General features: G+C 32.7%; 19 protein-coding genes. All 19 read right to left on the reverse strand.

The window, feature by feature from the left end; translation table 11 throughout:
• Positions 1-106: 106 nt before the first annotated feature.
• The 19 genes from ACHABU_RS06960 to ACHABU_RS07050 all read right to left on the reverse strand — a co-directional run bounded on the left by ACHABU_RS06960 (position 107) and on the right by ACHABU_RS07050 (position 21,148).
• Positions 107-1,273 carry a nucleotide sugar dehydrogenase gene (locus ACHABU_RS06960; RefSeq protein ID WP_435763711.1) on the reverse strand — a complete coding sequence of 389 codons (1,167 nt, stop codon included), beginning with the start codon at positions 1,271-1,273 and terminating at the stop codon, positions 107-109.
• 333 nt (positions 1,274-1,606) lie between these two features.
• On the reverse strand, positions 1,607-1,867 hold the full coding sequence (locus ACHABU_RS06965) for a hypothetical protein (protein WP_435763713.1): 261 nt from the start codon (positions 1,865-1,867) through the stop codon (positions 1,607-1,609).
• A gap of 135 nt (positions 1,868-2,002) precedes the next feature.
• The gene (gene rfbB, locus ACHABU_RS06970; RefSeq protein ID WP_435763715.1) at positions 2,003-3,037 is read right to left on the reverse strand and encodes a dTDP-glucose 4,6-dehydratase; all 1,035 of its coding nucleotides are present in this window, start codon (positions 3,035-3,037) and stop codon (positions 2,003-2,005) included.
• 21 nt (positions 3,038-3,058) lie between these two features.
• Positions 3,059-3,925, reverse strand: coding sequence for a glucose-1-phosphate thymidylyltransferase RfbA (gene rfbA, locus ACHABU_RS06975; RefSeq protein ID WP_435763717.1), 867 nt, complete (start codon positions 3,923-3,925; stop codon positions 3,059-3,061).
• Complete coding sequence (locus ACHABU_RS06980; RefSeq protein ID WP_435763719.1) at positions 3,925-5,346, reverse strand: lipopolysaccharide biosynthesis protein; 1,422 nt, start codon at positions 5,344-5,346, stop codon at positions 3,925-3,927. Before ACHABU_RS06980 ends, rfbA begins: the two co-directional genes overlap by 1 nt.
• Before the next feature lie 3 nt (positions 5,347-5,349).
• Complete coding sequence (gene rffA / locus ACHABU_RS06985) at positions 5,350-6,495, reverse strand: dTDP-4-amino-4,6-dideoxygalactose transaminase (RefSeq protein ID WP_435763721.1); 1,146 nt, start codon at positions 6,493-6,495, stop codon at positions 5,350-5,352.
• Positions 6,492-7,178 (reverse strand): GNAT family N-acetyltransferase, encoded by a 687-nt coding sequence (locus ACHABU_RS06990; protein ID WP_435763723.1) that lies wholly within the window; start codon positions 7,176-7,178, stop codon positions 6,492-6,494. The genes rffA and ACHABU_RS06990 overlap by 4 nt, the downstream gene beginning before the upstream one ends.
• Positions 7,179-7,197: 19 nt before the next feature.
• Positions 7,198-8,250 carry a TDP-N-acetylfucosamine:lipid II N-acetylfucosaminyltransferase gene (locus ACHABU_RS06995; RefSeq protein WP_435763725.1) on the reverse strand — a complete coding sequence of 351 codons (1,053 nt, stop codon included), beginning with the start codon at positions 8,248-8,250 and terminating at the stop codon, positions 7,198-7,200.
• A 78-nt stretch (positions 8,251-8,328) separates the two neighbouring features.
• Positions 8,329-9,459: an EpsG family protein gene (locus tag ACHABU_RS07000; protein WP_435763727.1), complete on the reverse strand. Its 1,131-nt coding sequence runs from the start codon at positions 9,457-9,459 to the stop codon at positions 8,329-8,331.
• A gap of 571 nt (positions 9,460-10,030) precedes the next feature.
• Positions 10,031-10,981 (reverse strand): glycosyltransferase family 2 protein, encoded by a 951-nt coding sequence (locus ACHABU_RS07005; RefSeq protein WP_435763729.1) that lies wholly within the window; start codon positions 10,979-10,981, stop codon positions 10,031-10,033.
• A 60-nt stretch (positions 10,982-11,041) separates the two neighbouring features.
• Positions 11,042-12,145 carry a non-hydrolyzing UDP-N-acetylglucosamine 2-epimerase gene (gene wecB, locus ACHABU_RS07010; RefSeq protein ID WP_435763731.1) on the reverse strand — a complete coding sequence of 368 codons (1,104 nt, stop codon included), beginning with the start codon at positions 12,143-12,145 and terminating at the stop codon, positions 11,042-11,044.
• Positions 12,146-12,164: 19 nt separating this feature from the next.
• On the reverse strand, positions 12,165-13,391 hold the full coding sequence (locus tag ACHABU_RS07015) for a nucleotide sugar dehydrogenase (protein ID WP_435763733.1): 1,227 nt from the start codon (positions 13,389-13,391) through the stop codon (positions 12,165-12,167).
• A 47-nt stretch (positions 13,392-13,438) separates the two neighbouring features.
• Positions 13,439-14,590, reverse strand: coding sequence for a glycosyltransferase family 4 protein (locus tag ACHABU_RS07020; RefSeq protein ID WP_435763735.1), 1,152 nt, complete (start codon positions 14,588-14,590; stop codon positions 13,439-13,441).
• Positions 14,591-14,695: 105 nt separating this feature from the next.
• The gene (locus ACHABU_RS07025) at positions 14,696-15,985 is read right to left on the reverse strand and encodes a glycosyltransferase family 4 protein (protein ID WP_435763737.1); all 1,290 of its coding nucleotides are present in this window, start codon (positions 15,983-15,985) and stop codon (positions 14,696-14,698) included.
• 6 nt (positions 15,986-15,991) lie between these two features.
• Positions 15,992-16,873: an NAD-dependent epimerase/dehydratase family protein gene (locus ACHABU_RS07030; RefSeq protein WP_435763739.1), complete on the reverse strand. Its 882-nt coding sequence runs from the start codon at positions 16,871-16,873 to the stop codon at positions 15,992-15,994.
• Positions 16,870-17,505 (reverse strand): sugar transferase, encoded by a 636-nt coding sequence (locus ACHABU_RS07035; protein WP_435763741.1) that lies wholly within the window; start codon positions 17,503-17,505, stop codon positions 16,870-16,872. Before ACHABU_RS07035 ends, ACHABU_RS07030 begins: the two co-directional genes overlap by 4 nt.
• A gap of 161 nt (positions 17,506-17,666) precedes the next feature.
• Positions 17,667-18,566: a UTP--glucose-1-phosphate uridylyltransferase GalU gene (galU, locus tag ACHABU_RS07040; protein ID WP_435763743.1), complete on the reverse strand. Its 900-nt coding sequence runs from the start codon at positions 18,564-18,566 to the stop codon at positions 17,667-17,669.
• A 26-nt stretch (positions 18,567-18,592) separates the two neighbouring features.
• Positions 18,593-20,416 carry a polysaccharide biosynthesis protein gene (locus ACHABU_RS07045; protein ID WP_435763745.1) on the reverse strand — a complete coding sequence of 608 codons (1,824 nt, stop codon included), beginning with the start codon at positions 20,414-20,416 and terminating at the stop codon, positions 18,593-18,595.
• Positions 20,417-20,419: 3 nt separating this feature from the next.
• A complete protein-coding gene (locus ACHABU_RS07050; RefSeq protein WP_435763747.1) occupies positions 20,420-21,148 on the reverse strand; it encodes a DNA-binding response regulator in 729 nt (242 codons plus the stop codon).
• Positions 21,149-21,214: the final 66 nt, after the last annotated feature.

Consider the following 21,214-nt stretch of genomic DNA (forward strand, 5'->3'; position numbering starts at 1 on the left):
GAAGAATACACTAAAACTATGAATTGGAAGTTATTTCCACGCGTGCAAGGCCAATGTGTCTGGCCCATAGCCACGCCATGCCAAATTGGCCTAGCGGGTAAATTTATTAATCTCTACTAAACAAATCTCTTGTATATACCTTATCCTTCACTTCAAGTAAATCATCTGATATTCTATTAGCAACGATTACATCTGACACTTGCTTAAACTTTTCAAAGTCATTTATTATTCTAGAGTTATAGAATTCGTCTTCAGAAAGAGCCGGTTCATAAACCACAACTTCAATGCCCTTTGCTTTGATACGCTTCATAACTCCTTGGATAGCAGATTGTCTAAAGTTATCTGAGTCCATTTTCATCGTAAGTCGATAAATACCTACGATCTTAGGCTTCCTTTTAATAATCATTTCAGCAACATGATCTTTCCTTGTTCTGTTGGCGTCTACTATTGCTCCCATGATATTATTTGGTACATCTTCATAGTTAGCCAGTAGCTGCTTCGTATCTTTCGGCAAGCAGTAACCACCATAGCCAAAGGATGGATTATTATAATGATTTCCTATTCGCGGATCTAGCCCAACACCGTCGATAATTTGTTTGGAATCTAATCCTCTTATCTCTGCATAGGAGTCCAATTCATTAAAGAAAGCAACTCTATTTGCTAAATACGTATTTGCAAACAGTTTAATAGCTTCCGCTTCTGTTGAATTCGTGAACAAAACATCTATATCTTCTTTTATAGCACCTTCTATTAATAAGTCAGCAAAAACTTTTGCTCTTTCAGACTGCTCTCCAACAACAATTCTAGAAGGGTACAAGTTATCATATAAAGCCTTACCTTCTCTTAAAAATTCAGGTGAAAAGATAATATTTTCTGTTTCAAACTTCTCACGGACTGTCTCTGAATAACCTACCGGTACTGTGGATTTAATAACCATTACTGCATCTGGATTAATTGACAATACGCTAGCAATAACAGCTTCCACAGTTCTTGTATTAAAGTAGTTCTTCTCCGGATCATAATTGGTAGGAGTGGATATGATGACATATTCCGCATCTTTGAATGCATTATAATTATCCGTTGTCGCGATTAAATTTAATTCTTTTTTTCCTAGAAATTCTTCAATCTCATTATCGACAATTGGAGACTTTCTGTTATTAATCATATCTACTTTTTCTTGAATAATATCAAGCGCTATAACTTCATTATGCTGAGCTAATAAGACAGCATTAGATAAGCCGACGTAGCCTGTTCCTGCAATTGTAATTTTCATTTTAGTTAACCGTCCTTAATTATTTATAAGTTTAATTGATTTTCTTCTTACTTTTCCATTACCAAAAAATAAATGAGCGTGATTCTTTCACTTAACGATGACCCAATTGTACATTACAAATTAATTAGCAATTAATTAACATCAAAAAAAGAACGTTCGGTAAATACACAAAAATAGTTAGGCACTTTAACTTTTCTCTCCACAGAGACAGATTTGTTATTTTGTCCACGTGTAGGGTCTGACCCCAAAATCTACTTGAACTTGAAACCCCATTAGTAAATCTGGAACTGCCTCATATTGCCTTTTACTAGTTCTTTTAGGAATGTTATATTCTTAACGAATTTCCCTCACATACCTCCGAATAGTACTTTTACCTACTTTTAGTTTCGAATATTTTTCATCTGACCAATCAAATACTTGAACTGAAGATAGATCTGGATGTTCTCTTAACCACTTTAATATTACGTTTTCATATTTATCTAATTTACGACTGCGGCTTTTCGTAGAAGACAGCCAAACAGCCATTTCTTCTCGATTCTTTTCTAAGTAACTAATTAAAGTCCCCCTTGCGATTCCCAATATATTATAAAACAAAATCCCCCACCACCTTGTGCACCTTTAACACATTAGCGTGATGGAGGTTTTGCCACAGAAATTCTATGGTGCTACCAATCAATAACTTAATACTCAGCCTGAATCGGGAAATGACAAGCACCTAAAAATGATAGACTAAATAGATGATTTATTAAATTTATACTGCTCATCAAAATACTCTTGATAATCCCCACTAATTATCTGTTCCCACCATTCCTTATTCTGTAGATACCAATCAATTGTTTGAGCAATACCAGTATCAAAATTATAAGTTGGTTTCCAGCCTAATTTCTCTAATTTAGTTGGATCAATCGCATATCTCTTATCATGGCCTAGACGATCTTCAACGAATTCTATTAATTCTTCAGATTTACCTAATGCACTAATAATAGTTTTAACAACTTCAAGATTTGTTTTTTCATTGTGTCCGCCTATATTATATACTTCTCCACTTGCACCTTCATGTAATACAAGATCAATCGCAGCACAATGGTCTATAACATGTAACCAGTCACGGATATTTTGCCCATCACCATATACTGGCACTTTTTCATCATTTAAAAGTCGGGAAATTGTTAGTGGGATTAATTTTTCTGGAAAATGGTATGGTCCATAATTATTAGAGCAACGCGTTATATTAACAGGCAAACCGAACGTTTCGTGATATGAACGGACTAATAGATCTGAAGAGGCCTTACTTGCACTGTAGGGGCTATTAGGCTCTAATGGTGTGTTTTCTGTAAAAAATGTTGTCGGTTTAAAATCTAGTTCTCCGTAAACTTCATCAGTTGATACATGAACAAATTTATCAATATCTATTTGTTTTGCAGCATCTAGTAAAACTTGAGTTCCTAACACGTTAGTTCTAACAAATATTCCTGGGTCAGTAATAGAACGATCCACGTGGCTTTCAGCAGCGAAGTGAACAACATAATCAAACTTTTCCTTTTCAAATAAAGAAATTATAGCTTCTCTATCAGTGATATCAGCCTTTACAAAATGATAGTTGGTTTTTGATTCAATACTACGATGTTTAGTTAAATCACCCGCATAAGTTAATAAATCCAAGTTATAAATTTCATAATTAGAATACTTGTCCATCATATATTGTACAAAGTTACCCCCTATAAAACCTGCTCCACCTGTTACTAGTACTTTCCTTTTAGTCAAAATACTCATCTCCAAATCGGATCATTTATTTGCAATTTCCATTATATATTTACCGTAATCCGTTTTTATCAATGGTTGTGCTAATTCTTTTAATTGCTCTTTATTAATGTATCCTTTTCTATATGCAATTTCTTCAATACAAGCGATGTACAAACCCTGTCTTTTTTGAATTGCTTCAACAAAATTTGAAGCATCTAAAAGAGATTCATGCGTGCCAGTATCTAACCAAGCCAAACCTCGTCCCATAACATTAACTCTTAATTTTCTTTTGTTAAGATAATCGTCGATAATGGATGTAATTTCTAATTCTCCACGCTCTGATGGTTTTACATTTTTAGCTATTTCAATAACATCATTGTCGAAAAAATATAAGCCAGGTACCGCAAGTGAGGATTTAGGATGCTTAGGCTTTTCTTCGATTGATATTGCGTTATTATTATCATCAACCTCAACTACACCATATCTTCTTGGGTCCGCTACAAAACAACCAAATATTTCTCCACCTTCTACTAACTGTGAAGCTTTTTGAAGTCTACTACCAAAGTCAGAACCATAGAATATATTATCTCCAAGTACTAGAGCAACAGAAGAATCCCTTATGAATTCTTCTCCAATAATAAAGGCTTCTGCTAATCCATTCGGTTTATCCTGAACTATGTATTCAATTTCTAATCCTAATGTATTTCCATCACCAAGTAATTCCTCAAATGTAGTAATATCCCTTGGAGTGGATATAATAAGAATCTCTCGTATTCCTGCTAACATAAACACAGATAATGGATAATAAATCATTGGTTTATCATATACAGGTAAAATTTGTTTAGAAACAGATTTAGTTAAAGGATATAATCTTGTTCCAGAACCACCCGCTAAAATAATTCCCTTCATTATGCCACCCCTTTACGTATTTTAATAAACTTTTTAATATCTCCTAAATAAATTAATACTATAGCAAGCATTGCTAGTAAGCCAACTACTTGTTCATGAATTGGTTGATTAGACAACAAGGTATAAGATGCAAAGGTTAATAATACAACTATAGATGCATAAGTTTTTAAAAGACCATAATTAACTTTATAATACCTTAATGAAATAACTGTTCTTAGTGTGAAGAAAAGAATATAAGTTAATCCTGTAGAAATGGCCGCACCAACTCCACCCATTTTAGGAACTAATAACCAATTACCAATAAAGTTAACAATACAAACTATCAATACTATAAAAATATGCCACTTAACTTTTTTGTAGAAATTAATTCCTATTACTGTTGTTTCCGAAATAGTATACATTACTGGAATAAACACTAAGAAGGATAGCATCACGCCCGCACTTTCATAACCGCTTCCAAATAACATAATCATAATATCTTTCATCATAATCACAGCAATAGCCACTATCATCATTACAAAGGTAACTAGTTTTGATATGTTTGCATAAAAAGAAGTATTTGTCGGATTTTTCTCGAAATTTTCATATGCTACTGGAGTCCAAAATGTCGTAAATGCAGTTTTTATAATCGCTAACAATCCAATAATTTTGAATGCTACTGAATAGAGACCCAGTTCGTTAAAATCTGCCCATTGCCGTATAGCTATTTTATCCATGCCTTCAAATATCCACATAATAGCTGTTGTAAGCATTAATGGATAACTATATGAGAAGATATCCAACTTAGAATGACGAGTGTTAGAGATACTAGCATTGGTTATATTCCAATATTTTTTTTGTGAATAAACTAAAAACAAAACTAAGATAAATAAACTTCCAACAGTAGAAAAGACTAATATTTTATATGTGCCACCAATAAATAAATAAAAAATGATAACTCCAATTAAAATCAGCACTTGATTCAGAATTTGAAGTAATGAAAATAGGTTTCCTTTTTGTTGCATGCGCACAACTAAAGTACCAAATCTATATACAACTTGGATAACAACAGCAAATATTAGCACTATGAATAACGTTAGATTATATTCCTCAAATAAATAATTAAGCAGATTTTCTCGAAATAAAATTATGATTGCTAATATCGGTACCAAGATAGTAAAGGCAATTTTTAAACAATTGTATAATAAAGCACCTCTTTTTGTTTGTTCTTCTTCGTAATAAAAGCGAACAAAGGCTTGGTCACTACCAAATACTGCTACAATCATGAAGATACTAACAAATAAAGTAAACATTGATGCTTTTCCAAACTCTTCAGGTGATAGTACTCTAGTTGTTATCATAGTTATTATAAAGCCAATAACTGCAGCTACTACTCCACCATAAGAAAAGGACAGGAATTTTTTAAATAGCTTATTAAACATACTTTATTTCCTTTTTACAGATTCATAGAATTTAATAATTAATTCAGATACCCTATTAATTTCGTATTCTTCAAGACCATAATACATAGGGAGCCTTAATAATCGTTCACTTTCACTTGTTGTATAATTATCTTCACCATAAAATATACTGTTTGCGACTGCAGCATCGGCTGTATGAAGTGGAATATAATGAAATACCGTTAAAACTTCATTTTCTTTCAAATAATTAATAAGAGCCGATCTTTCTTCTATATTAAAGCATTTGATATAAAACATATGTGCATTATGGACCGCTTCTTGTGGTATGACAGGTAGCTTTATTATCCCCTGAAATTCAAGTATTTTTAATCGTTCATAATACAATTCCCAACTTTTCAATCTATCCTGGTTAATCACATCCGCGTCTTCTAACTGCGCAAATAAATATGCAGCATTTAGTTCGCTTGGAAGATAAGAACTTCCTATATCTACCCATGTATACTTATCTACTTGACCGCGGATGAATTTACTCCTATTTGTTCCTTTTTCTCGGATAATCTCTGCACGTTCCATGAATTTTTCATTTTGAATTAAGAGCGCACCGCCCTCACCCATAGAGTAATTTTTTGTTTCATGGAAACTGAAACAACCAAAATCTCCTATTGTACCTAATGCCTTTCCTTTGTATGTAGACATAACTCCTTGTGCGGCATCTTCTATTACATATAAGTTATAACGATTCGCTATATCCATAATTTCATCCATTTCACAAGCTACACCTGCATAATGAACTGGAACAATAGCTTTTGTTTTGTCTGTAATAGCAGCCTCGATTTTTTTTTCATCAATATTCATTGTATCTGGACGAATATCTACAAACACAATTTTTGCACCTCTAAGAACAAACGCATTAACTGTTGATACAAACGTATATGATGGAGCAATTATCTCATCACCAGGTTGAATATCAATCAGTATGGCTGCCATTTCTAAAGCGTGAGTACAAGAAGTAGTTAATAATGCTTTTGGTGTGTGAAATTTTAATTCAAACCATTCGTTGCATTGCCTTGTATAAGGGCCATCACCACTCAATTTTTGGTTAATCTCAATTGCTCTTTTTATATACTTAATTTCTGTTCCCGTAACAGGAGGCTTGTTAAATGGAATCATTTTAATACTCCTTTTATATAATAGTACCAGTGATCAATACTAAGAATCCGGTATCCATTCTTTATATATGCATTTAATGCATTTATATTTTTCCCTTGTGTAGATATTCTAATACGATTTATATTTTTCTTTATAGCTATATTATCTACATAAGATAAAAGTAATTGAGATATAGATTTCCCTTGGAATTCTGGTAGAACAGCCATTAAACCAATAGTGATTGTAGTACTATGAAAACGATAAGTAACAATTCCAGCCAGCTTTTCATTCTGAAAAAATCCAATTGCTTCATCGTCCATTTTGCCTACTATACTATTTAACACCCAAGTATTATAGAATTCATTTATTTTTTTCTCCGAAAAAATATTGTATCTAGTATTTCCACCAAATAAATCAAAGAAAACATCATCATATTGTTCTAATTCGCTTAATGTCAATGGTCTAAAATTACTTTTTTCAATATTAATTTTAGTGTGTACCTCTTTTTGTAGAGAAACTTTGCTTTCTTTGAAACTAAATCCTTTACACTCTAAATAATGAATAAATTCCAAATCATTAACTTTTGGTAATGCTTGGACCAAGCAATTTGTAGATGATATTTCTTCTACCTTCATATTCTTATGATTATTTAAATGGTAAACATCGATTCCCCAAAAATCTGAGTCCCATTGTAACTTTTCCATTTTATACCCCCACGAAAGTTTATACCTTTGAAGAAAATATTTTATCCCAATCTTTAACAAGCTTCTTTTCTGAGAACTGTTCTTTAACCCTAACAATATTTATTTTTTTCATTTCATCTGGCATGGGCCTAAAGATCCCTTGGCATTCTTTATTCAAACTATATACCTTCAATCCATGATCTTTACAGAATTTCCAAGTCGTTATATCATCACGAATGTATACTTTCTTGCCTAAACTAAGTAAAGTAGTTATATTTCCTACAGCCTGCTGTCTCTTATGATTAAATATAGCTACATTAACCATAGCTAAGATTTCAAGATATTTATCAAACGGCATAAACTCAGTCAACGGAATAAACCTCTCACCAAATAACTCCTTGCCTCGTTCAATTACAACTTTTGCATAGTGCGAATTCCCATAAGATAAAGGACAGATAATTGCAAAGTTCTTATCGTTAAACTTGAATAGTTCATCAAATATTTCAATATGGTTATTTGAGGGGTCTGCAGAGTTACCGATTTGAATATATTTCTTGTCTTCATACTTATTTATTTTTGATAACTCATATTTTTTATATAAATTACTTGGATACAAAAACGAATAATAATATTCTCCTTTTGCCCCATACCACTGTTTAGCCAGTTCATAGTCCCCTTTTATATGGGTAATAATGCCTTTTAAATTTTTAATAACAACACTTCTAATTTTTTCTACCGTCCGTTGTCTTAACGTACTTTTCCTTTCGTTAAATTTATACAAGTCGGATCCCCAAATAATCCAATAACATTTCTTTAGTAAGAAAGGATGCAAAAATAGCAATAATAATATCCTTGTTTCAGGAAGGCTATGAAGTATGATTTTTTCTGATTGCAACATTTTTTTATACAATATCAATAAGCCTTTGTAACCTTTTATATACGTTATATTATTTGAAGTATAATCAAGATTTCTCATCCCATCTATGATTCTTATATTAAAATCATGAAATGCAGGGTTAAAATGTTTATTAATAAATATATTATATGGCTCTATAAATTTGTCTGTATTTTGAATATGTAATATTTTTTTCATATATACTCTCCATTACTTACGTACTTAAAAATGCATACTACATAAAACATATTATTTATAGTTACAACTTCTTTAATTCTAAAGTATATTTGTGCGTAGTTTCAACATATATATTATTATCGAAATAGTATAAATAACAAAATACAGTAGCATTAACATAAACTTATATATTTTATCTTTCTTTGTAAATACTAACATTTCCTTGAGAAGAATAAAGCTTCCTATACCTAATAACAGTTCAAGTCTAAGCGCTATTGTTTCTGCTCCCAAAAAATAGAAAAACGTAAATATTAATGAGCTTAATATTTGTGCATTAAGTAATAACCTATTAAATTCGCTCCTTAAAATATGTCTATAATAAATTAATAGAATAATTATTATTATAACATTAAAAAGTTTAGGGAGATATAACATTGAGTTCAGTGTTAGACTGTCAATAAAAGTAGTAGGATTATATGCACTGTCTATATAGCCTTGAAGTTTCAAAAAAAATCTGTTAGCTGTATCCATTTCAAGCAATAAAATATAATCAACTATATAATTTTTTAATAAAAAACCCATTAATGATGTTAAAACTCCTATACATACATACCTACTCATATTCCATTTCAATTTTAGTAAAGGAGTGATAACAAAAAATACTATACTAGAATAATGAAAAAATATGGAAATAAAAATTTTTAAAAAGTAAACTATTTTTTTTCCTCTTGAAAGTGAAAATAGAGCACTAATAAATATCGTCGCTGCAAAGAATTGTCTAATAACATCTAAAGGACCATATAGAACATGCATTAATAGAAATAGGAAAAAGGTTAAAAATACATGTTTTTTTTCTATATTAAAAATAATCTTACTTATAATAAGTAAAGGTATTAATGCTGATAAAAAAAAGAATGACTTATATGTAAAACCAAATAATTTGAGGTAAGATATCATTAGATTGAATCCCGGCTCAAGAGAATGCTGAAAAAGGTTCTTTAAAAAGTCAATATTAAATGTAGTAACTATATGCTGTTCAAATATAGCAATATATGAATTTGTATCCATCCCAATACTTCTTACGGACGCAAATAATGATATAAATAAGATTGAAATATATATAATTACTTTTTTAAAAGGTAAGCTGAATTTTTCTTCCGTTAAAGATAGAATTAAAAACATAAAAAATAAAACAATAATAATTATGTAGTCTCCGAGTATTCCAAACATATTTTACTCCTATTAATAGATATTTTTAATGTCTTTCTCCCCATATCAAATCATTTCATTGCTTGATAGGAGCCTTTATAGGCATAGGCCGAGTATGTCATGTTTTTTTAAACTTCCGCAAAAGAGGCTACCATGTAATCTTATACGATATACCAGACTCAAATATATTAAAACGGTCAGACATCTCGTAAATATAATCTTAATATTTTTCATAATCGACTTCTGCTTTCTTTAGAATCACATGGAAATATTCAATACAAGCATTATAATAGGGACTTCCTTTGTAGCAAAGGATTGAATCATATTATATGATTCAATCGCTTGTCCAAACACTTCACTTCTATATTGCGTACAAGACCCGAGTGAAAGATTATATTATCTTCTGGATTCCGCGCTTAATGAGCATTGTTCAGGGCTTAAATAATCCGTTCCATCGTCAGAGCGCTCGAGTGCTCAAATGAACTTCAAGAATTTTCTTAGAGTGCAGACCCATTACAGAAGCTAAATATGTCCATCCAATCTTATATTAGCAAAAAATAATATAAACTGTATTTATTCTTGCAATTCATACTTATTTACTCAAGTATTTTTTGTTGCTTTTTACAACCTTATATTGATGTTTAACTTTTTTAAACAAAAAAATAAGGTTGAAGTATTTAGAATTTAGAACCTCTATTCTATTCATCTTTAATTTAATATATGTTGTAACCACTTTTTTAATCCCAAGCTTATATGTTATCGAAAAAAGTAACATTGCTCTTCCACTAAGATTTATTACCTTTTGATCCTCTGCACTTAATTTAGATTTCACGAAATCACAGTAATTAATACGAACCTTTAATCTTGTATCAAAAACCGTTTCACTAGTGTTATTCGTTAGACTTCCTTTACCTTTAGTAACACAATAGATCACTTCATCTGTTGCATCAATTTTTTTCGAATAATAACCAATCTTTGCAGAAAACATAATGTCATTGGAAGCTATTACCTCATCGAACTGTATTTTGTTTTCTTTTATTAAGCTAACTCTAATAAGTTTAGACCAAGGGACTGGAAACTCATATCTTAATTTAAGTTCTGAAATTCTATCTTTGCTCTTGATATAATCTAATATCTTCTTTTCGTAATCTATATGCCTATTTGATTTGATTTTAGAATCTACTTCCATACTTGTAGGGGAAAAAAACACGACATCATTATCTGAATCAAAGTATTTTTCTATAGTTTGATAAAAGCCTTCAACAAAAAAGTCATCAGAGTCAGCAAAAAGAACCCATTTTCCGGTCATATGTTTCAATCCTATATTTCTACATACACCAGCACCTTTTTTATTAGTATCATTATATAAAAAACTCACATGTTTATACTCTTGACTAACTGTTAATTGATTATATATTTTAGAGTCTATAGTACTCTTGTCGTCTATAACAATGATTTCTATATTATCTAGACTTGGAATTGAATTCAATAGCTTTTCTAAAGTTTTCACAGAATTATAATGTGGAATGATTATTGATAACACTAAAAAATTTACACCTCAATTCTTGACACCCTTTCGAATATATTGTTCAGTTACTTGAAATTAATTTAGATTAGCTTCCAAATATTCAACAATTCTTTGACTTGCAAGTCCATCTCCATAAGGATTACTTGCCTTACTCATATTTTCATATTCATTTTTATCTTCCAGTAACAGTTTGAAATTACTATAAATAACATCTTCATCCGTTCCTACCAATTTAAGTGTTCCAGCTTTTATACCTTCTGGTCGCTCAGTAGTATCACGCATAACTAAAACTGGTTTACCTAAGCTAGGTGCTTCTTCTTGAATTCCACCACTATCAGTTAATATAAGATAAGATTGAGCAAGGAAATTATGGAAATCAAGAACTTCTAATGGTTCTATAATTCTTATTCTATTATTGTCCCCTAATATCTCATTGGCAGCTTCTCTTACAACCGGATTCATATGGATTGGGTATATCACCTTAATATCAGAATGTTCATCAACAATTCTTTTAATCGCCTTAAACATATTCCTCATCGGCTCCCCGAGGTTTTCTCTTCTATGAGCAGTAATCATAATCAATCGACTATCTGCTGCCCATTCAAGTTGTTCATGGGAATAATCTTCACGGACAGTTGTTTTTAATGCATCAATAGCAGTGTTACCAGTAACATAAATACTAGATGACTCTTTTCCTTCTTTTATTAAGTTTTCTTTAGACATTTCTGTAGGAGCAAAATTATATTTTGCCATTAACCCAACTGCTTGACGATTAAATTCCTCAGGGTATGGTGAATAAATATTATAAGTCCTCAAACCTGCTTCAACATGCCCTACTGGGATTTGCAAGTAGAAGCAAGCTAAAGAAGTAACAAAAGTTGTAGAAGTATCACCATGGACTAAAACAACATCTGGATTGACTTCTTCAAGAACATTTTTCATTTTTTCTAAAATATTAATTGTAACATCAAATAACGTTTGCTCTTCTTTCATAATAGACAAATTATAATCTGGCACCACATCGAAAGCATCCAGTACCTGATTCAACATTTCTCTATGTTGACCAGTAACACAAACAGTCGTGTCTAAATTGTCTCTCGTTTTTAATTCTTTAACTAACGGACACATCTTTATTGCTTCTGGCCTAGTTCCAAAGACTACCATTACGTTTTTATTCATTTTATCAACCAACTTTACTTTATATTTTATACGCTCCATCAAGTGTATATATATTTTTTGTATCAAGAATATGTTTGCCTTTGATTAGGTCAAAGTTTTCTTTAATATGATCATGTCCTACCATTATTACAAGTATTTCTATTTCATTTAAGAAATCTCCATAATCCATAAACTGATGTTCTACAATTCTTTCATGGATAAATGGGTCATAGACCTTTACTCCAAATGCCAAATGCTCATCCATTCTTTCTAATAATTGCAGTGTAGGACTTTCCCTTGTATCATCAACATTTTCTTTATAAGCTAGTCCATAGAGCCCTACTTTCGAAATGTCTTTTATATCATGTTCTCTCATTATATCTCTGATTCGTGATAGCACATGCGTGGGCATTGAATCGTTTGTTTTTCGAGCAGTCAAAATCAAATTTGTTAGGTCTGGATAATCCCCTACTAAAAACCATGGATCTACTGAGATACAATGTCCACCAACCCCTGGTCCTGGTTGAAGTATATTTACTCTGGGATGTTGATTTGCAATTCTTATAATTTCATATACATCCATAGAATCTACATGACAGATTTTAGCTAACTCATTTGCAAAGGCAATATTAATATCTCTATAAGTATTTTCTACAACTTTAGACATTTCTGCTGATCTAATATCCGTAATAATTATTTCACCTTCGCAAAAACTTTCATATAATCCTTTTATTTTTTCTCCAATCTCAACATTGTCTGTACCTATCGTTCTTGAATTGTGTTCAAGTTCATATATCATATTTCCGGGAATAATTCTTTCAGGAGCATGTAATATATGGACATCCTCGCCAATTAAAATGTTTCTTTTTTCAATCTCTGGTCTAATATATTTATCAATTGTTCCTGGTGAAACAGTTGATTCTATTATTATTTTTGCTCCTTTATCACATACCTCTAAAACACTATGTACTGCTGAGATAACATATTTTGGATCTAGCTTTTTGCTCTCCTTAATATAAGGAGTCGGAACTGCAATAATGTATGTATGCGTCTTTTGATATTCCGATGAAAACTCAATTCCATTTTCTATAGCTTTATTAAATAATTCAGGCATACCCTTTTCTTCAAATGGTAGTTCTCTATTATTTAACGTTTCCACTAAATCACTATTATAATCTGTTCCTACTACCTTCAAACCACTTTCACCTAATATAAGTGCTGTTGGTAGTCCAATATAACCTAAGCCTATAACATTAATCATTGACATTTATTATTTCCCCTTTCACAACTATAAAACTAGCATAATAATCATGGTTACAAATTCATATACATATCTTGTACTCTCTTTTTCATATTTGTCCATGAATATTCTTTAAAAGCTTCTTTCGAATTTGCTTTAAATTGATTCAACAAATTTTTATCATCTATTAAATATTTGAGTGTATTACTGAATTCATCTTCACTATAATTAATAGAAAAACCTATTTTTTCTTTTTCAACGAGTGAATCTATACCTGTACCCTTAGCTACAATGATAGGTAAACCAAGCATCATAGCCTCATAAACTTTGTTAGGGGCTGAATATGTATGATTCGGTACCATTGGATTATAAATTGCGAACATCACATCACATTGAGAATATAACTTTAAAGCATTTTCATAGCTAATTCGACCATAGAACAAAATATTGTTATAATCGGCAGCCGCTTCTTTTATAATTTTTTCTTCATTACCAAAACCTGCAATTTTTAAAGTTATATGAGGATTATTTTTAGTGAAACTTATCACTTCCTTTATGAAGCGAGTTTCAGTCAACCCTCCAACATAACCTATTGTTAATGTACTTAAATCGTCTTCTATATTTTTCTTAGTATTTTCACTAATAGTTTTCAATTTAAATTTTTCGACTGGTGAATTATGGATAACATATAACTTTTTAGGGTGACTTCCCTTTATTTGTTCCTTACGTTCTTCTGTACAGATAACAGTTGCATCAGCCTTTGATATAACAAGATGTTCTAGCTTCCTTACATATTTTTTAAAAGCTGAAGGAATTCCTTGTCTACTATCAACATAAAAGTCTGCGATGTGATAAATTATTTTTTTTTTCATAAACATTGAACATATTAAAGCAGGTAAACCTGAATCCAAATCAAATGCATGTATAGCATCAAATTTATTTTTGTTTTTCAATAACCAAAGTAATGTAAATAACTGATAAAACACAAGTTGAAAAAGATTCCTTACTCCCCTCCCAAACCCTGTTTTAAATTCCATTTCATAATTTGGTATTGTCTGCTCTTTGTATTTAAATGGTTTATAGGAAAACTGACCACTTTTACTATTACTAAATCTACTTCTTGTAAGTGTAAATGGTTTCATCTCTAAATCTATTAAGGCATCTATTATTCTAAAAATACCAGCATTACTTTCTGCTTCTGCATTCCTTATTATACATACTCTCATATCCTAACATCCTTTATGCTTTAAAATCCATTTCAATGTATAAAATGATTTATCTGTAACTTTAAGGTATTAACTTCACACTAGTAAAACTAAATATAAATTCCTTTACCTACTTCCCTTAAGGCCCACACTCTCTATTACATCGACTAACTTCATCGTTAATTTTTTATATTCGTATTCTTTTGCTCCATCTCTAGCATTCTGTCCTAACGAGTTATACTGATCTTCGGACATATATTTTATTTTTAAAATTGCACGCGCCAATTCTTCAGGTTTACTTTCTTCTAACTCAATACCACAGTCAAATTTATCAATTATAGAGTAGCCCATTTTCACAGTGGATATAATGGGCTTTCCTGAAGCCATATACTCAAATAACTTGTTTGAGCTATTGCCCCTTGACCAATTATATTTTGTTTGAGAATAATTTAATATGTTAACTGATGATTTGCTTAATACATAAGGCATATACTTTTTATCTACATACCCTTTCATCTTAACGTTACTTAAACCCTCTTCAATAACACGTTTCTTTAAGTAATCTAATTGATTTCCATCACCATAAATTAGAAATTGAATATTATCATTATCGTTTAATAATTTCGCTGTATCAAGAATATTTCCCACATTATTAACAGGACGTATCGCACCTGTATAAACAACATTAAACTTACCACTATGTAAGTCATTATCTTGTAAAGCGTTATTTTCAATTTGTCTATTAAAACTGGGAATATCAACTCCGTTATTTATATAATGGCTCTTACTTAAATCGATTTCACCACCCTGATCTATTGTCCAATTTCTTTCTATGAGGTAGTCCTTATCTCCCTCTTTTAAAAAAATTAAAGCATCCGCTCTTTTATAAAGCCAATGTTCTCCAGCTATTAAAATCTTTCCTAAAATACTATTTTCTTTAGACTTTCCAAAAGCAAAAATAGCTTCTGGCCACAAATCTCGAATTTCACAAATACAAGGGACATTAAATTTTTTCGCGATTCTAATTCCCGCAAGCAAAGATAAAGGATGTGGAGACGAGGCTATAATTGCATCAGGCCTCCCATGCTTTTTAGAGTTTTCCTTTGTTACTAGAAACAATTTTCTATAATAAGCAATCATATTCTTTACTCTTGCTAAGGTATTTTTCACAGAGGATGGAGTATTTACAAATACAAATGAAACATCTGAATGATCCTCTTCAATAAATAACTTTTTATCATGAATTAAGTTAACATCAGAAAAATGGAGATAAGAAGCCGCAAAAACTGTAGTTTTATAACCTTGATTTTGCATATTTATTGCGAAATTATATGGTCTTGTAAAACCATTCATAGTTGGCGGGGTTGCATAGTGATGAAAAACCCAAACATTCTTATAATCTTTCTTTTCCCCCATAAATTATCACCTGTATTCCTTTTCTGTTTTTAATATAGATTCCTGAAATGAAATAGTTTCATAATTAAAATCTTTTTCATTTAAAGATTTCAATTCATCTATTGAGATTTTTTCATCATAAATCAGTGTGCCGAACACCTTTCTAATATTCCCTGACAAGTAAAGTCCAATTCTTACTAGCCAGTTCAAATAATTTGTGGCTATAATTTTCCTATTATGAGCCTGTGAAATATGGCTTACTAATTCAGTAATGTTTACATAATCTTTATTCTGCGGGAAATATGTCCCTTCTTGATTTTTATCAATTATTATCTTTATAAAAGCAGATAAATTATCTATATATATCATACTTCTTTTATTACCGAAGTCAGGAAAAATAGGAGTTATCTTTGCAACCTTTACTAGTTTGGGATAATTCCCTTTACAATTTTCTCCGTATATCATTGGTGGACGTAATACTGCAACTTTAAAATTGTCATGCTTTAAAGATTTAATAAGTTGCTCTGCTTGAAGTTTAGATTTCCCATAATTACTTCTTGGCTCAGGTTGTGTCTCTTTCTTTATGACACCTGTCTCCAAACCATAAACACTCATAGAACTTAAAAACACAAAGTGATTAACATTCTCATTTTTTGCTTTTGTTGCAATTTCATATGCTAAATCTCTGTTCACTTTATAGTATTGCTCTTTATTTTCTTTTGTTTCTTTAAGGTGTGCAATTCCCGCAACATGTAACACAACATCATATTTAGCAAAATCATACTCTTTCCAGGAATCATCTCTCACACTAATTTTGTTTACTTCAAACTCACCAGGATAGTTCTCTAGCCAAGTTTCAAAGGAATTCCCTACATAACTATTCTTACCAGTGATTAAAATCTTTTTCATTTACCAATCTTCTCCTTATCACTAGCAATTTCTTTCTTAGTAGTTATTCCCGTTCCACCTTCTACAACACCATCACTTTTCACTACACTAACGATTGTTCCAACAAAACACTTAACATCCATCCAAAAACCAATCTTCTTTATGTACTCTCCATCCAATCTTGCTTTTATATCAATAGGAAGCTCATCTCTTCCATTAATCTGAGCCCAACCAGTCAAACCCGGCAAAACATCATTAGCACCATACATATCACGTTCCGCAATTAAATCGTACTGATTCCACAAAGCTGGCCTTGGACCAATAACACTCATATCACCAACAAAAATATTCCAAATCTGCGGAAGCTCATCTAAAGAAGTTTTTCTTAAGAATTTACCTACCCTCGTAATATACTGATCTGGATCACCAAGTAAATGAGTTGGCGTATCCTTCGGTGTATCAATTTTCATTGTCCTGAATTTCAATATATTAAAATGCTTTTTATCAATACCCACACGTTTTTGCTTAAATAAAACTGGACCTCTTGAATCTATTTTTATCGCAACAATAAGAAGCATTATTATAGGGGACAATATAATCATTCCAGCCAAAGACAAAATAATATCTAGTAATCTTTTAATTCTCAGATACATTTCATTAACTCCCTTAAAACTTTAATTAGTAAAATAGAAAGTAATTAAAATTAGATATTCTCTCACTTCAACTAACTGCTAATCTACTAACATATTATTTATTATTGTTTCAAAATACAGCCATTAGCCTCTTGGATGCTCAGAGGCTGAAATAGCTCTTTTTAATTCACCTTAGCTCTCAACTCATTAATCTTTTGAACAAGATACTCATACAACTCATCCTTCATCTCCGGATTCTCCAAAGCAAAATCAATAGTAGTCTTCACAAACCCTAACTTCTCCCCAACATCATACCGCTTACCCTCAAAATCATATGCATACACCTTCTGAATCTCATTCAACATCTGAATCGCATCCGTCAACTGAATCTCTCCACCAGCACCAACCTGTTGCCTATCAAGAAAATCAAAGATCTCCGGAGTAAACACATAACGTCCCATTATAGCTAAATTAGAAGGAGCAGTACCTTGTTTCGGTTTTTCAACAAAGTTATTCACTTGATAACGTCTGCCTTCAATCGTACTTGGATCTACAATACCATAACGATGAGTTTGATTGTCTGGAACTTGTTGAACACCAACAACCGAACTCTGTGTTTCTTCGTATTGTTGAATTAACTGTCTAAGACATGGTGTCTCAGCCCTTACAATATCATCACCTAATAATACGGCAAATGGTTCATTGCCAATAAATTTACGAGCACACCATACGGCATGTCCTAATCCTTTAGGTTCTTTTTGCCTTATGTAATGGATATCTACATTGGATGCTTGGTTTACTTTTTCCAGCAACTCAAACTTTTCCTTCTTTATCAGGTTGTCTTCTAATTCAAAGTTATGATCAAAATGATCTTCAATCGCACGTTTCCCTTTACCCGTAACAATAATAATATCTTCTATCCCAGACTCAATTGCTTCCTCAACAATATATTCAATAGTTGGTCGATCAACAATAGGCAACATTTCTTTCGGCATTGCTTTTGTCGCAGGTAAGAACCGAGTACCCAGACCCGCTGCTGGGATGATTGCTCTTTTAATTGTTTTCAATATAAGTACCCCCATAAATAATAAAGATTAACGTATCCTAATTATGCTTTCGCCATCAATCTCCGCTCCGCAAAAACAATCCCCATCAACTCTTCTTTAAGTTGCACAGCATCATAACAATCAAATTTTTCAATAAGGTTTAGCAACAACGCAGCATCCACCTCAACCGTCCGCCCAACATAAATCTTCTCATAAACAGCATCCGGGTGAACTTCACCTTCACCAAGCAATTCCTCATACATCTTCTCCCCAGGCCGTATCCCGGCAAACTCAATCGGAATCTCATCCTCCGTATAGCCAGAAAGCTTAATCAGGTTTCTCGCAAGGTCAACAATCTTCACAGGCTCACCCATATCCAGGACGAAAATTTCTCCACCTTTTGCAAGTGTTCCTGCCTGAATCACAAGCCTAGACGCTTCTGGAATCGTCATAAAGTAGCGCGTCATATCCGGATGGGTAACCGTAACCGGCCCGCCTCTTTCAATCTGCTTTTTAAAGAGTGGAATAACACTACCACGACTTCCTAGTACATTACCAAATCGTACGGCGACAAATTTCGTCTTGCTGCGGCTTGCCAGGTCCTGAACAACCATTTCTGCAACACGTTTTGATGCACCCATGACGTTAGTTGGGTTGACTGCTTTATCGGTAGATACCATGACAAACTTATTGACACCGAATGCATCGGCAGCTTCTGCGACATTTTTCGTACCGATAATATTGTTTTTCACCGCTTCATGCGGGTTATATTCCATTAATGGCACATGTTTATGTGCTGCTGCATGGTAAATAATTTCCGGTTGATGCTGATCCACGAGGCCAAATATGCGCTCACGATCCTGCACATCACCGATTATCGGAATAATCTCTGTTTCCGTATCGCCATAGACACGTTTTAGTTCCATATCAATGTTATAAATACTGTATTCCCCGTGTCCCACGAGTACTATTTTCTTCGGAGTGAAGCGCATGAGTTGGCGGCAGATTTCGGAGCCAATCGATCCACCTGCACCAGTAACCATTACAGTATTCCCAGTGACATACTCGGATATGATGTCGATATCCAGTTTGACCGGCTCTCGACCGAGCAGATCTTCTACTTCCACATTTTTCAGATGGCTGACAGATACTTTTCCTGTCATGAGATCCTCGATTTTTGGAATCATTTGTACTTTTGCATTCGTTTTATTACATTGTTCAACAATTTTCTCCAGTTGCCCATTACGAAGGGACGGAATCGCAATAACAATATGCTCAATATCAAGCTTTGTAGCAACTTCTTCGATTTCGGATGTTGTACCTGCTACAGGCAGATTATACACCTGCATTTTTTGTTTGTTAATGTCATCATCCACAAATGCTACCGGACGTAAATCGGTGTTACTATTTTCATTTCGGAGTTGACGAGCAATCATTGCACCAGCAGCACCGGCACCGACGATCAATGTCCGTTTTTGTGTACTATCCTTATTGATGTATCGATCACGGAAAATGCGCCACATGAATCGGGATCCACCAATTAAGATGATATGCAGCATCCACGTGATGAGCAATGCTCTTCTGTAGACTGCACCATTTACAAGTAACTGTACCACACCGGTAGCGATGATCGAGAAGGTGATCGCTTTTACGATCGTTACGAGCTCGCCTACACTCGCATATGCCCAGACCTTATTATACAGCTTATAAATGAACGCAAAGATATGATGAAAGATTAATAGTGCAACCGCGCTAATAATAAGTTCATTTGTAAGCAAAACGTTCGGATAGGATGGATAGATTACCCAGAACGCAATAAATATCGCCGTACTGACAATAATCGAATCCAGTGTGATCAGCGATAGTAGTCTCTTACGATAGGACATGTATCAAAAGCCCCTTTCCATGTTGTTCTCATTCTTAAAAATGGGTTCCAGTATTCTATCAGAACTGCTACTATTCGACATAATTCTATTAAGATATTCTACCACATTTTTCCTACCTTTGATGTTAAGTTTTCGATAAATATTACTAATATGTACTTTAACCGTTCCTTCTGTAATTCCCATACACTCCGCTATTTCCCGATTACGCAGATTTCGCCTCAAGTAATAGGCAACTTCCGCTTCCTTTACCGATAATTCCACACCACTTGCAGCAAGCCGCTTATGAAAGAAGTCGTAGTTATCATGCTTTAACTCAACCAATCGCTCAATAAGTACCTCGTGCAGCGTTTGCAGCATGGCAAAATGAGCATTCTGTACAGATCGAATGGCATCCATTACTTCCGCAAGATGATTATAATGCTTTTCAATGATACCATCTCCACCCGCCTCAATGATATGGGAAAAATTACTTGGTTCAGAAGTGTTTACTAGTGTGATGATCTTCACTTCCGGTATCAGCTCTTTGATTTGGAAAATCGTTTCTACGGTATCATTTATAGGTGTGGAGTCTGTGTCCATCACAATAACTTGTGGGTCCAATTCCTTGGTAATTGCAACGGTATTTTTCGTTACATAAATACGTCCCATTAGTTCTATGCCTGATTCGCCCTCCATCCGCTGTGTTAGCGTAATGGAGAAGGGAATCCTACTTATATACGCAAGTTTAATCATGCTTCTTCTCCGCCTATCCATCTCCATTAAAGAGGGTCTAAAGTCTCCGTGAAAAAGATATATTCA

The sequence above is a fragment of the Oceanobacillus sp. CF4.6 genome, assembly GCF_051262635.1.
GTDB lineage: Bacteria > Bacillota > Bacilli > Bacillales > Amphibacillaceae > Oceanobacillus.